Consider the following 12,769-nt stretch of genomic DNA (forward strand, 5'->3'; position numbering starts at 1 on the left):
CCATGTATCCATATTCCCGTAGTGTTACCCCTGCCGCCAAAAACCACCTGGAAGCCCAGCTGGCTTTCTTCAATGGACTGTCGAAGTCGCTGTTCCAGTCGGTGCAGCACTTCAGTGACCTGAACATGCAGCTGGCGCAAGGCTTGCTGGAAGAAACCACGGTCACCAGCCAGAACCTGCTGACGGTCGAGCGCGCTGAAGATGTGTTCCAGGTGGCTGCCGCCTCGGGCCAACCAGCCGCCGAGCAACTGCGCAAATACCAGCAACAGGTAGCGCGCCTGGCAGCCGATACGCAGGTCGAACTGGCCAACGTGGCAGAGCGGCATGTGAATGAAACGAGCCGTACTGCCAAGGCCCTGGCCGAAGAAGTGGCCCGTACTGCTTCGGAAGAAACGGAGAAAAACGTGCGCAAGCAGCAGGAAGCCATGCAGCGCATCGCCGAACCGTTCCAGGCCTATCATCAGAACGGCGCCAGCCGCGACCAGCAGCGCGGCGCGCAAAGCCGTGACGGTCAAAGCCTGCAAAGCGGCAGCCATCAGGGTAGCCAGCAGTCGGCCGGCAGCGAAAGCTTGGCCAGCGGCAGCGTCTCGCAAGCGGGCTCCGCACAAAGCAAAAGCAGCAGCGCCAGCCGTAAAGAGTAAGCGGGCCGCTGCAGTCAACTGAATCCGCATTCGGGGGCCGAGCCTTGAGGTGCGGCTGGTTGACACGCAGCGTCGCGTGTACTGGTCTGGCAGAGCGCCCGTCCCTCAGGGGGCGGGCGTTTTGTCGTGGACGCACGCCGCGGCAGCCTGCGTGGCGGTGCCCTGCGCCATTGCCGGCTGCTGCGGCGTGGCCGGAGGCGTTGGCCTGGCGTCTTGCGGCGTGCCTCCGTTGTTTACCATGTTGTCCGCCGCATTGTCTGTCTTGCTGTTGGCGTCGATAAAGGCGCTCACGGCGTCGAGCGTGGGCGCCAGCATGCGCAAGGGGCTGGCCAGCGAGGCGACCAGGGTGGTATGGCTGACCTTGTCGAAATACGTTTCCGTCACGGGCCTGGCAAGCGCCCGCAATGCCCTGGCCAGGCCACCCGTGTTGCGTTGCGGATCGACCAGCTTATCCTTGCCGGGCGCCGGTGCGATCAGCAGGGCGGGCGGCGCTTCGGCAGTCACGTGATGGATGGGCTGCGAAGCGGCGGGCGTGTCCGGGTAAAAGAAAACGGGGCGGGTGATGGTGTTTTCTATTGGCAGGAAATCATAGGGGCCGGCCAGGCCGATCCAGCCCCGCAAGTCGTGCGGACGCATGCCGTGGCGCGCCAGCAGGCTGGCGTCGAGCGCTAACATCGCCGCATTGTAGGCGCCGGCGCTATGGCCCATGACGAACAGCCGCGCCGGGTCGCCGCCATGGCGGCTGGACTCCATCGCGGCCCATGCCACGGCGCGGGCCGCATCCTGCAAGATTTCGGGATAGTGCACATCCGGATACAGCCGGTAGTCGGCGATCACGGCCAGATAGCCGCGCGCCGCGAGCGCGTGGCCAACGAAGGCATAGTCGGCGCGCTCGCCCGTTGTCCAGTTGCCGCCGTAAAAGAACACCACCACGGGCACGGGCCCCGTGCGGGTCCTGGGGGCGTAGACATCGAGCTTTTGCCGTGGCAGAGGGCCGTAGGCCAGGCCGCGCGTCACTTGCGAGGCGTTGCCGGACGACAAGGCATTGATGGCTATCAAGGGCGAGCAGGCGGCCAGGCCGACAGCCAGCGGGATGGCCCCCAGCAAACCGAGCAGGGTGGTGCGCAGGATCGTCATGCCAGCTCCTGATGGTTAAGGGTGATGCTTGCAGTGTAGGCCAGGCAGGGGTGGGCGCACACGGAGAAGTTGCGGTCTGGCATAGATAAATGTGGCATGCGTCAATCAGTCCTGTAACAGCCATTTGCGCGCCGTGGCGATGACGGCGTCCGACAGGGTGCGTGTGAGGGGCGTCTGGATATCCCAGGCATGCCAGGTCAGGGGCACATCGAGAGCCTGCCCGGCCGCCACGTCGACCAGCCTGCCGGCGGCCAGCGCCGTTTCCGCCTGCAGCAAGGGCACCATGCCATAAGCATAGCCCGCTTCGATGAAGCGCACGAAGTCGCGCGCCGAACCGAGCACATGGTGCGGATAGCGGCCCGTGTAGCCGAGGCGGTGCTGCAGGTAGCGTTCGTGCAGTGCATCCTTGCTGCCAAACGTGATGGCCGGCGCCTGGCTGACGGCTTCCACGGTAAAACCATGGGGAAACCATTGCTGCGAGAACGCGGGCGAGGCTACGCACAGGTAGCGCATGCCGCCCAGCGGCGTGGCCGTGGTGCCGGCCACCAGGTCGTTGGCGCTGGTGACGCAGGCAAACACGCGCCCCTCGCGCAGCTGGCTCAGGGTGTGGTCCTGATCGTCGAGGCGGATATCGAGCAGGCACGACGGCGGCGACAGCAGCGGTCCCAGCGCTTCCGGTATCCAGGTGGCGGCGCTGTCGGCGTTGACGGCGATGGCCAGCTCCGGCAAATGCGTGGTGGGGCCGGGCTGGGCGTCGAGCGCCGCTTCGAGCAGCTTGACTTGCCGGTAATGGGCGATCAGGCGCTGGCCCGCTTCCGTGGGCAGGGGCGGGTGGCTGCGGATGATCAATAAAGTGCCTTCCAGGTTTTCCAAGGTGCGGATGCGCTGCGACACGGCCGGCTGGCTGATCGCCAGCGCTTGCGCGGCCTTTTCAAAGCTGCCCAGGCCGATCACGGCGTCGAGGGCGGCCAATCCACGGTAATCGACGACGCGCATAAGTTTCTCTTATATATGGTTAGAATCATTCATTATACTTATATTTACTTTTTCTTTACACTGTTGAAATAGGGTAACAACTCCACTCTCCCGCGCGGTCCTGCTGGTACCGCTACACCCTCCACCTACCTTTGATGACTTTGCCGTTGCCGGCAGAGCGTGGGCGGCCGTGCGCGTGATGGAAAGCAATAAAGGAATCGATATGGACAGCGCAATCTTCTTGAAAGGCATGGGGCTCGGAGCGAGCCTGATCGTGGCCATCGGCACGCAAAACGCTTTCTTGCTCAAGCAGGGCTTGAAGCGCCATTACGTGCTCACCTGCATCCTGGTCTGCCTGGTGTGCGACGCCATCCTGATCACGGCCGGCGTGGCCGGCATGGGCACGTTCATTGCCGACAATCCCAATTTCCTGCTGTGGGCCAAGGCCGGCGGCGCCACCTTCCTGATCGCGTATGGCTTGCGCGCCGCCAAGTCGGCCTGGCGCCCAACGGCCCTGACGGTGTCGGCCGCCAAGTCGCCCGAAGGCTACTGGGCCGTGATCGGCGCGGCGCTGGCGTTCAGCCTGCTGAACCCGCACGCCTTCCTCGATACGGTCATCCTGCTCGGCTCGATCGGCGGCCAGCATGAAGGCGTGGGACGTTTCTACTTCGCCGGCGGCGCCATCATGGCTTCGGCCCTGTGGTTCTTCCTGCTGGGTTTTGGCGCCCGCTACCTGGCGCCCGTGTTTGCCAAGCCCATGGCCTGGCGCGTGCTCGACGGCATCATCGCCCTCGTCATGTGGGCCATCGCCGCCTCGCTGTTCCTGTAAAGCATCAACGCGTCAGGAAGGCCAGCACGCGGCTGGCCAGCTTGCCATACGGTGGCCACAGCAGTTTCAGTACACTGTAGCGGGCCTGGTAAAACACGGGCCGCAGCTTGCTGAAAGTGTGGAAGCCTTCCACGCCATGGTAGTGGCCCATGCCCGACTCGCCCACGCCGCCGAAGGGCAGATCGTGCTGGCCCACGTGGAAGAGGGCGTCGTTGACGGACACGCCGCCCGACATCACGCGGTCGATCAGCAGCTGCACCGTGTCTGCCTGCTTGCTGAACGGATAGATGGCCAACGGGCGCGGCCCCGCGTTGATGCTGTCGATCACGGTGTCAAGGTTCGCATAGCCGCGCAGCGGCAGGATGGGGCCGAAGATTTCCCGCGTCAGCAACAGGCAATCGTCGGGCGCGTCGAGCACGATGTGTGGCGCGATCTTGCGCGTGGCCCGGTCGTACGCTGGGCCCGGCAACAGCGAAATCACTTGCGCGCCCCGTTCCCGCGCCTCGTCGAGCGCCAGCAGCAGGCGCTCAAAGGCGGCCTCGTCGATGATGGAGGTGTAGTCTGGCGTGTCCAGGCGCGGGTAGCGCGTGGGCACGATGTCGCGCGCATGCGCGACGAAGGCGGCGATGCTGGCTTCGGGCAGCCAGGCGTGGTCGACGCTGGTGCAGATTTGCCCCGCGTTCAGGTACTTGACGAACAGGATGCGCTCGGCTGCCGTGCGCACGTCGAAATCGGCGCAGACGATGGCCGGCGCCTTGCCGCCCAGCTCCAGGGTGACGGGGCATAGATTGCGCGCGGCGGCCGCCATGACGGCGCGGCCCGTCTGGCCGGAACCCGTAAACAGCAGGTGGTCGAACGGCAATTGCGAAAATTCCATACCCACGCCGCCCGTCTCGTCAAAAAACTGCAGCTTTTCCGGCGGAAAATAGGCGGGCATGGTGTCGATCAGCAGCCGCGCCAGGTGGCGCGAGTTTTCGCTCATCTTGACCATGGCGCGGTTGCCGGCGGCGAAAATGTAGGTCAAGGGCACCAGGCTCAGGTTCACGGGAAAATTCCACGGCACGATCACGCCCACCACGCCCAGCGGCTGCGGCATCACGCGGTTGCGGGCGCCAGGAAAGCTGCGCCAGTCCACGCCGCAGCGCTGCGGCCGCATCCATTTTTTCAAGTGTTTTAATACATGGGCTATGCCATCGATGGCGGGAAAGATCTCCGCCAGCAAGGTTTCGTGCCGGGAACGGTTGCCATAATCGGCGCTGATCGCTTCGCATAGCGCATCTTTATGCTCGCGGATAAAGCGCTGCAGAGTTTGCAGGTCGCGTTGGCGCTCGGCCAGGGGCGGCACGGGGTGGGCCAGGCAGGCCGTGCGCTGCAAGCGCAGGGCGGCAGTCAGTTCGGTGCTCAATTCCATGTTTTCTGCGACATCAGGCATTGTTTTCCTTGGCCGGCCCGGCAATGTGCGCGCCGTTCCAGCACACTATAGTGGACTCTGCGGATAAGCGCCGCCAGCGTGCCGACGGCGTTGTACGATACACCGTAAAATGTCCATCAACTTGACACTACGCTTTCCAGGAATGCCATGACCTCGACCCCGCCAGACTCCCTGCACATCGTGTGCCCCCATTGCGACGCCGTCAATCGCCTGCCGGCAGCCCGCCTGATTGAACAGCCCACGTGCGGCAAGTGCCAGAAGGATTTATTTACGGGCCAGCCCGTGGACCTGGCCAGTGCCCGTTTCCTCAAGCATATCGAACGCAGCGACATTCCCGTGCTGGTCGATTTCTGGGCGCCGTGGTGCGGTCCGTGCCGCAGCATGGCGCCATTCTATGTGCAAGCCGCCAAGACCCTGGAACCCGCATTTCGCGTCGTCAAGGTGAATACGGAAGCGTCGCCGGACCTGGGCAGCCGTTTCAATATCCGCAGCATTCCCACCCTGGCCCTGTTTATGCGCGGCGTGGAAGTGGCGCGCCAGCCCGGTGCCATCGATGCGAATGCCATCATCGCCTGGGCGCGGGACAAATCCCGCCTTTGAGCCGGCAGGAAAACCATCGAGGTTTTCCATTTGACAGTTAATATGGTGCCATATTATATTGTGCCATATGATAAAACTCGAACAGAAATATACGGCCCTGCTGGGCGACGTGCAGCGGCGTGCCAGCGGTCTCGACATGACGCGCTCCATCGGTCAGTTGCGCCTGTGCTTTGAAGTGCTGGGCCTGGCCTCCGCCATCGATGGCGATTGCGCCGCGCGCCTGGGCCGGCATGGTTTGTCGGAAGGCAAGTTTGTCTTGCTGGCCCTGCTGCGCGACGTGCCCGGCGGACTGTCGCCGCACGAGCTGGCCGAGCGGGCCGGCGTGACGCGCGGCACCATCACGGGCTTGCTCGACGGCCTGGAACGCGATGGTTTCCTGGCGCGCCACGCGGACCAGGTCGACCGGCGCAAGCTGCTGGTGCGCCTGAGCGCCAAGGGAGAAATGGCCGCAGCCACCCTGGTCGATGAACACGCGCAATGGATCGCCAGCCTGTTTGCCGATTTCACGCCGGAAGAAATGCAGTTGTTGAGCGCGCTGCTGGAAAAAGCCTGGCGCAAGACGGACCGAGGTGCCGCATGAGCCGTGGCGTCGCCGACATCGCTCCCGCGCGCCTGGCGCTGCTGAACGGGGGAAGCGTGGCCAGCACCACCCTGACGGAAGGGCTGGCCATCGATTTCGCCCAGCTGCTGGCGGCGGCCGTGCCCGCTATCGGCGCGGCCCGGCTGGAGCAGATGCGCGCGCAGGCCGCAGCCGGCATCACCAAACGCATGGCGCTGGCGGCGCAATTGCTGCTCGACGCACAAGTTGACTTGGCGCCATTGCAAGCGCATGTTTCCGACACGGTACGAGGCTGGGTCTGCTTTGCCATCGCCGCCCAGGCTAGCTGGACCTTGCCGCAACAGCTGGCCGCCATGCGGCCGTTGGCCGACGATGGCCATTTCGGCGTGCGCGAATGGGCCTGGCTGGCCCTGCGGCCCCATCTGGCGGCGCATCTTGACCACGCCATTCGCTTGCTGGCGCCGTGGACGTCGGACCCGTCGGAAAGAGTCCGCCGTTTCGCCTGCGAAGCGCTGCGCCCGCGCGGTGTCTGGTGCGCGCATATCGCCCAGCTAAAAGAACAGCCGCAGCTGGCCTTGCCCGTGTTGCACGCCTTGCGCGCCGACCCGGTCGTCTACGTGCAGGATTCCGTGGCCAACTGGCTCAACGATGCGGCCAAGAGCCGGCCTGACTGGGTACGCAGCCTTTGCGCGCAATGGCTGCTGGAAAGTGCCAATGCCGCCACGCAACGCATCTGCAAGCGCGCCCAGCGCTCGCTGGCCTGACGATGGATCACTGAAGGAGAAAACATGCATTACCTGTTAGAACTGTACAGTCCGAAACCGGCCTGGCTGGCCCTCGATGGCGCCGCGCGCCAGGCGTATTTCGATACGGTGGGCGCCGGCATGGCGGCCTTGTCCGGCACCGGCGCCGAAGCGCTGGCCATGGGCGCCATCGATGGCGGCAAGCTGCATGCGGCTGCCCAGCAATTCTATGCCGTCTGGCGCTTCCCGGACGAGGCGGCACTGAACGCCTTGTTGGCCGGCATCGCCGCTACGGGCTGGCATGATTATTTCGATACCATCAATGCGGCCGGCCCGGCCGTGGATTTTCCTGGCCACCTGGCGCAGCTGGTGGGCATCTAAGCGTACGGCGTTTTCCTTTTCCTTGCCGCTGCGGTAAAGTTGGCATTTCCATCCGATCACCGACGTTGATGCCGACCAAACTGCTCCCCATCCTGATGCTTGCCCTGGCGCCCATGCTGGCCTTGGCCATCCCTGCCACCCCGCAAGCCCTCGTCGTCGCCGCTCGCAAGCAGGTGGGCGTGACCCTGCAGTACGACCCGCGCTACGAACGGCTCGCCTATCCGGGCGGCGACGTGCCGATAGAGCGGGGCGTGTGCACGGACGTGGTCGTGCGCGCCTACCGCCAGCTGGGGCAGGATTTGCAGGTGCTGGTGCACGAAGACATGCGCAAGGCGTGGCAGGTGTACCAGCAGCAGGGACGCTGGCAAATGAAGGGGCCGGACCGCAATATCGACCACCGCCGCGTGCCGAACCTGGGCACATACTTTGCCCGCCACGGCACCAGCCTGTCGCCAAGCAAGGAAGCGAACGCTTACCGCGCGGGCGACATCGTCACCTGGCGCCTGCCGCGCAACCTCACGCACATCGGCATCGTCAGCGACAAGCAGTCGTGGAGCGGCGTGCCGCTCATCATCCACAACATCGGCGAGGGTGCACGCGAGGAAAATATTCTATTCAGCTATCCCATCACGGGACATTATCGCTGGCAGCCCCGTTGACGGCCAGCGGTGCTATTTCCTGCAGGATCGCCAGCACCTGGGCCAGCGCCGTATCGATGTCGAGCTTGTCGATGGCGCCATAGCCGAGGAACAGGCCTTCGTGACGCGCCACGCCATGGTAAAAGCCCGATAGCGCATACAGGCTGATGTCGGCCAGGCGCGCGCGGCGCAGCAATTCGGCGATGTCGAGCGGCGCCTGGGCCAGGGCCGCCACGTGGAAGCCGGCGCTGGCCGGCACGAGGCGGAACCACGGCGCCAACGGGCCGTTGAACCAGTGCTGCAGCCGCTCGCGGCGGCCCGCATAAATGTCGTGGCAGCGGCGTATGTGGCGCAGCAAATGGCCGTCGCCGATGAACTTGGCCAGCGCATGCTGGCCCAGGCTGGCCGTATGGCAATCGCTCAGGTATTTCACCGTTTCCACGGCGGCCACGATGGCTTGCGGCAGCACTGCATAGCCGAGCCGCAATTCCGGCAGCATGATCTTGGAAAAGCTGCCCACATGGGCCACGACGCCATAGCGGTCCATGCTTTGCAGGGAATCCTCGGGCCGGCCTTCGTAGCGGAAGGCGCTGTCGTAGTCGTCCTCGATGATGATGGCACCCAGTTGCTGGGCCCGCTCCAGCAAGGCGTGGCGGCGCGCCATGCTCATCGGCATGCCCAGTGGAAATTGATGCGCGGGCGTGACATAGATCAAGCGCGTGCCGTCGGGAATCTGCCCGACGACGAGGCCATCCTCGTCCACTTCGATGCCCACCACGCGGGCGCCCTGGCTGGCGAACACGGCGCGCGCCACCGGGTAGCCGGGTTCTTCCACGGCAACCGTGTCACCAGGCTCCAGCAAGGTCAGCGCCAGCAGGTGCAAGGCTTGCTGCGCGCCGCTGGTGACGAGCACTTGTTCCTCGGTGCAATGGATGCCGCGGCTGAAGGCGGCATGGCCGGCAATCGCCGCGCGCAAGGACGGCAAGCCGGCGACAGGAGCATAGCGGCCGCGCGCCTGTCCACCCTGGCGCAGCGCGTGCAGCATGCAGGCGCGCCATTCATCCTGCGGGAAGTGCGCGGGCGTGGCGCGTCCGCCGATGAAGGCATAGCGCGCGGGCTCTTCCTGGCTGGCACGGCGCAAGGGCGTGGGGGTCGCTTCCCAGCGGGCGATGCGCTGCGCGCTGGCCAGCGGCGTGCTGGCGTGGCGGCGCTGCGGCGAGGCGTGCGGCGTCTGCACGAAGCTGCCCACGCCCACTTTGCCGACCAGCAGCTTTTCATAACCGAGCTTGTCATACACGTCGGAGACCGTCTTGCGCGACAGCCCCAGCTGGCTGGCCAGCAGGCGCGAGGGCGGCAATTGCTGGCCGTCCGTCAGCCGGCCCGAGCGGATAGCTTCGCTGAGCTGGCGGTACAGCTGGCCGCCCAGGTCGCGCGTGCCGTCGATCAGGATATGTAATTCCATGGTGTGTCTGCTGGTGGTCTGCTGTTTTTCGGGGGGATTGGCCTGCCGCGCGTACTGCTTGCGCTTCTACAATAGTGCATCTTTACTCTATCAAGGAATGCATCATGACACAGCAACGACTCGACTTCACGCAAGCTTCGCCGGACGCCGTCAAGGCCATGTACGCACTGGAAGCGGCGATCGCCAAGCTGGGCGTGGAACACTCGCTGCTCGAGCTGATCCGCCTGCGCGCCTCGCAAATCAACGGCTGCGCTTTTTGCGTGGACATGCACACGAGCGACGCGCGCAAGGCCGGCGAAACGGAACGTCGCCTGTATGCCGTGTCCGTCTGGCGCGAAACGCCGTTCTTCACGCCGCGCGAGCGGGCCGTGCTGGCCTGGACGGAAGCGTTGACGCTGCTGCCGCAAAACCACGCCTCGGACGACGATTACGCGGCGCTGGCGGCCGAACTGACGCCGGCGGAAATGGTCAACGTGACCCTCGCCATCGGCTCCATCAACACCTGGAACCGCCTGGCCGTGGGCTTTCGCAAGATGCCCGAATAAGTTCTGTGTTCGTTCGCGAACAGACGCCTGGCTGGTCCCTGGGTAGGCTGGCAAAATAACTTGTCAGCGAGGGAACGGCCATGGAAGTCAATATTAGCGAAGCAATTGAAAAGACTCCGGAACAGCTGGAAGAGACGCGCCGTGAATTCGTCGCCGAACTGTGGCGGCGCTTTGAAGCCTTGCAGGAATGGGCCGTCAGCCACTGGCCTGACCAGCACAACCCCTTGAGTTCCGCCGACTTCGTCGAGGCGCGCAAGGAAATCTTGAGTCTGCGTTCGCCGGCCGGTTCCCTGAACCAGCCGGCCCAGCGGAATGAAGCGGAACCGGAGCAGGGCGGGGCGCAGTATGTGGATGTGACGCCCGCCCCCTGGCCTTGAGGAGCGCCTGAGAAAACGTCCATGACGGCGTTGCCGTGCCTTGCCGTACTAGCGTACTGCCTGCGGCACGGCGCCTTGTCCTGAACGTTTTTCAGGTGCTCCCGACCTGAAAAATCCGCTGTAAAAGCTACTGCTTGACCGCTTCCGTTTTCCCTCCCTGCGCAAACACCCAGCAAACCAAACTCACCAGCAATCCCGCCATCACGCCATACGCCAGATTCAAGGCGCTGTCGAACAGCAGCGGCGCCACCAGGCCCGAGACCAGCGCGAACAGCAGCATCTGGATGAACGATTGCATCGACGACGCCAGGCCGCTGTTGTTGGGGAAGTGGTTCAGGGCCATCAGGGTCATCGGCGGCATGGCGATCGACAGGGCGAACGAGTAGAAGAACAATGGCAGCACGGCCCACGGCACTTCGGCGGCAAAGACATAGTTGTAGCCGATGTTGGCGGCAGCCGCCACCAGCATCAGGATGAAGCCGGTCCAGATCATCTGGCGCTGGCTGTAGCGGTGGGCGATCTTCGCCGACAGGGCCGAACCGAACACCATGCCGCTAATTAATGGAATGAACAGCCAGGCAAACGCCGTTTCCGGCAGGTGCAGGATGTTGATGATGAAGTAGGCGGCCGAACCGATGTACAAGGCGAAGCCGCCAAAGGCGGCGCCGATGGCCGTCGACAGCAGCAGGAACTGGCGGTGGCACAGCACTTTCCAGTAATTGACGGCGATATCGCCCAGGTGGAAGGCGTGGCGCTGCTCCTTCGGCAAGCTTTCCGGCAGCGCGCGCCAGACGACGACGAACATCAGCACGCCAAACGCCGTCAGGAACCAGAAGATCCAGCGCCAGCCCAGGCCCACTTGCAGCCAGCCGCCCAGCACGGGGGCGATGGCCGGCGCCAGCGCGAACACCATCATGATGTGCGAGAGGATTTTTTGCGCGGCGGCGCCCGAATAGCGGTCTTGCACGATGGCGCGCCCGATCACGGAACCGGCGCCCGCCGAAAGTCCCTGCAGCACGCGCCAGGCCAGCAGCCAGCCCAGCGACGGCGCCAGCGCGGCGCCCACGGAGGCGATCACATACAGCACCAGCGAGACGAGAATCACGGGACGGCGGCCGAACGAGTCGGACAGGGTGCCGTAAAACAGCATCATGAAGGCGAACGTGAACAGGAAAAAGCTCAGGGTTTGCTGCACCAGCAGGGGGCTGGCATTGAAATCTTGCGCGATGGCGGGGAACGACGGCAGATAGGTGTCAATTGCAAGCGGTCCGACCATCGCCAGGCCCGCCAAAATCCATGTTAATAATTTAGTCATGTTGAAGAGTGTTTTTGTTAGCCCGTCATTTTACGCTAGTGGACGCAATCGGGTTTGGCGCCGGCCTTGTTTGTCATTCATATGCGTTTTTCGCATATGGAATCTTGAAATTCTTCGTTTGCATCGCTTGTCGCCACCGCTATGCTTGGGCGACCCGGCTTGTTTGCCATTTTCTGGAAGTGATACGCCATGCACAGTATTTATCCCGCGGCGCCCGCCGACGACACGGCTCAATGGAACCTGGGGCCCGTGATCCAGGCCTTGCGCAGCTCGCGCGAAGACAAGCACAAGATCCGCCATAACGGCAGGGTGCGCGAACTGCCGTCGCGCGAAGCCCTCACTACCATCGTCAACGGCCTGTCGGCAGCCCTGTTCCCCACGCATTACGGGCGGCCCAACCTGACGGACGAAAGCATCGATTATTTTGTCGGCGACACCCTCAACACCACCCTGAACCGCCTCAGCGAACAGGTGCGGCGCGGCTTGCTGTTCTCAGTGCCGGCCGGCGATGAGGGGGATGCCGCCAGCGACGACGCGGCCCTGGCGCAGCAGGCGCGCGACATCACGCGCGCCTTTGCCGCCAGCCTGCCTGACATCCGCGCCCTGCTGGTGTCGGACGTGCAGGCCGCGTATGCGGGCGACCCGGCCGCCACCTCGGTGGCCGAGATCATGCTGTGCTACCCGGGCACCATCGCCATCCTGTACCACCGCCTGGCGCACCGCCTGCATGCGCTCGGCGCACCGTTCCTGGCGCGCCTGATCGCCGACATCGCGCATACCCTGACGGGCATCGACATCCACCCGGGCGCGCACATCGGCGCCTCCTTTTTCATCGACCACGGCACGGGCGTGGTGATCGGCGAGACGGCCATCATCGGCCAGCGCGTGCGCCTGTACCAGGCCGTCACCCTGGGCGCCAAGCGTTTTCCCGCCGATGCTTCCGGCGCGCTGATCAAGGGCACGCCGCGCCACCCCATCGTCGAGGACGACGTGGTGATATACGCGGGCGCGACCGTGCTGGGGCGCATCACCATCGGCGCGGGATCGACCATCGGGGGGAATGTGTGGCTGACGCAGAGCGTGCCGCCAGAAAGCAATGTATCGCAGGCGCAGATGCGCAATGACTGAAGAGTGG

15 protein-coding genes are annotated in these 12,769 nt (G+C 64.4%); 10 read left to right on the forward strand and 5 right to left on the reverse strand.

All coding sequences use genetic code 11. The features are described from left to right. The first annotated feature begins 2 nt into the window (after nucleotides 1–2). Entirely contained in the window at nucleotides 3–641 is a 639-nt protein-coding gene (locus BLT98_RS18965; protein WP_092610442.1) for a phasin family protein, read from the forward strand. 105 nt (nucleotides 642–746) lie between these two features. Here the strand turns inward: BLT98_RS18965 and BLT98_RS18970 are convergent, their stop codons facing one another. Further along, nucleotides 747–1,778, reverse strand: a complete 1,032-nt coding sequence (locus tag BLT98_RS18970) for an alpha/beta hydrolase (protein WP_092610445.1) — start codon at nucleotides 1,776–1,778, stop codon at nucleotides 747–749. A gap of 105 nt (nucleotides 1,779–1,883) precedes the next feature. Then, a complete protein-coding gene (locus tag BLT98_RS18975) occupies nucleotides 1,884–2,774 on the reverse strand; it encodes a LysR family transcriptional regulator ArgP (protein ID WP_092610448.1) in 891 nt (296 codons plus the stop codon). 202 nt (nucleotides 2,775–2,976) lie between these two features. Here BLT98_RS18975 and BLT98_RS18980 point away from each other — a divergent pair, with 202 nt between their 5' ends. Beyond that, nucleotides 2,977–3,582 carry a LysE/ArgO family amino acid transporter gene (locus BLT98_RS18980; protein ID WP_034785705.1) on the forward strand — a complete coding sequence of 202 codons (606 nt, stop codon included), beginning with the start codon at nucleotides 2,977–2,979 and terminating at the stop codon, nucleotides 3,580–3,582. A 4-nt stretch (nucleotides 3,583–3,586) separates the two neighbouring features. Here the strand turns inward: BLT98_RS18980 and BLT98_RS18985 are convergent, their stop codons facing one another. Further along, nucleotides 3,587–5,014 carry a coniferyl aldehyde dehydrogenase gene (locus BLT98_RS18985; protein WP_092610451.1) on the reverse strand — a complete coding sequence of 476 codons (1,428 nt, stop codon included), beginning with the start codon at nucleotides 5,012–5,014 and terminating at the stop codon, nucleotides 3,587–3,589. A 147-nt stretch (nucleotides 5,015–5,161) separates the two neighbouring features. Here BLT98_RS18985 and trxC point away from each other — a divergent pair, with 147 nt between their 5' ends. The 5 genes from trxC to BLT98_RS19010 all read left to right on the forward strand — a co-directional run bounded on the left by trxC (nucleotide 5,162) and on the right by BLT98_RS19010 (nucleotide 7,956). Next, nucleotides 5,162–5,614, forward strand: coding sequence for a thioredoxin TrxC (trxC, locus tag BLT98_RS18990; protein WP_092610454.1), 453 nt, complete (start codon nucleotides 5,162–5,164; stop codon nucleotides 5,612–5,614). Between the two features lie 70 nt (nucleotides 5,615–5,684). Next, entirely contained in the window at nucleotides 5,685–6,194 is a 510-nt protein-coding gene (locus tag BLT98_RS18995; RefSeq protein WP_211615038.1) for a MarR family winged helix-turn-helix transcriptional regulator, read from the forward strand. Then, nucleotides 6,191–6,937: a DNA alkylation repair protein gene (locus BLT98_RS19000; RefSeq protein WP_092610460.1), complete on the forward strand. Its 747-nt coding sequence runs from the start codon at nucleotides 6,191–6,193 to the stop codon at nucleotides 6,935–6,937. Before BLT98_RS18995 ends, BLT98_RS19000 begins: the two co-directional genes overlap by 4 nt. Nucleotides 6,938–6,961: 24 nt before the next feature. After that, nucleotides 6,962–7,297, forward strand: coding sequence for a DUF6616 family protein (locus tag BLT98_RS19005; protein WP_092610463.1), 336 nt, complete (start codon nucleotides 6,962–6,964; stop codon nucleotides 7,295–7,297). 68 nt (nucleotides 7,298–7,365) lie between these two features. Continuing rightward, a complete protein-coding gene (locus BLT98_RS19010; RefSeq protein ID WP_092610466.1) occupies nucleotides 7,366–7,956 on the forward strand; it encodes a DUF1287 domain-containing protein in 591 nt (196 codons plus the stop codon). On the opposite strand, the gene BLT98_RS19015 is transcribed toward BLT98_RS19010, so the two are convergent. Then, the gene (locus BLT98_RS19015) at nucleotides 7,925–9,397 is read right to left on the reverse strand and encodes a MocR-like pyridoxine biosynthesis transcription factor PdxR (RefSeq protein WP_070279076.1); all 1,473 of its coding nucleotides are present in this window, start codon (nucleotides 9,395–9,397) and stop codon (nucleotides 7,925–7,927) included. The two genes, BLT98_RS19010 and BLT98_RS19015, sit on opposite strands and share 32 nt — an antisense overlap. Before the next feature lie 104 nt (nucleotides 9,398–9,501). Here BLT98_RS19015 and BLT98_RS19020 point away from each other — a divergent pair, with 104 nt between their 5' ends. Then, nucleotides 9,502–9,942, forward strand: a complete 441-nt coding sequence (locus BLT98_RS19020) for a carboxymuconolactone decarboxylase family protein (protein ID WP_034785695.1) — start codon at nucleotides 9,502–9,504, stop codon at nucleotides 9,940–9,942. A gap of 80 nt (nucleotides 9,943–10,022) precedes the next feature. Beyond that, nucleotides 10,023–10,319, forward strand: a complete 297-nt coding sequence (locus BLT98_RS19025) for a hypothetical protein (RefSeq protein ID WP_092610469.1) — start codon at nucleotides 10,023–10,025, stop codon at nucleotides 10,317–10,319. A gap of 127 nt (nucleotides 10,320–10,446) precedes the next feature. On the opposite strand, the gene BLT98_RS19030 is transcribed toward BLT98_RS19025, so the two are convergent. Continuing rightward, nucleotides 10,447–11,634, reverse strand: coding sequence for a multidrug effflux MFS transporter (locus BLT98_RS19030; RefSeq protein ID WP_092610472.1), 1,188 nt, complete (start codon nucleotides 11,632–11,634; stop codon nucleotides 10,447–10,449). A gap of 189 nt (nucleotides 11,635–11,823) precedes the next feature. Here BLT98_RS19030 and epsC point away from each other — a divergent pair, with 189 nt between their 5' ends. Then, a complete protein-coding gene (gene epsC / locus BLT98_RS19035) occupies nucleotides 11,824–12,762 on the forward strand; it encodes a serine O-acetyltransferase EpsC (RefSeq protein ID WP_092610475.1) in 939 nt (312 codons plus the stop codon). Nucleotides 12,763–12,769: the final 7 nt, after the last annotated feature.

The sequence above is a fragment of the Janthinobacterium sp. YR213 genome (genome assembly GCF_900099875.1).
Lineage (GTDB): Bacteria > Pseudomonadota > Gammaproteobacteria > Burkholderiales > Burkholderiaceae_D > Janthinobacterium > Janthinobacterium lividum.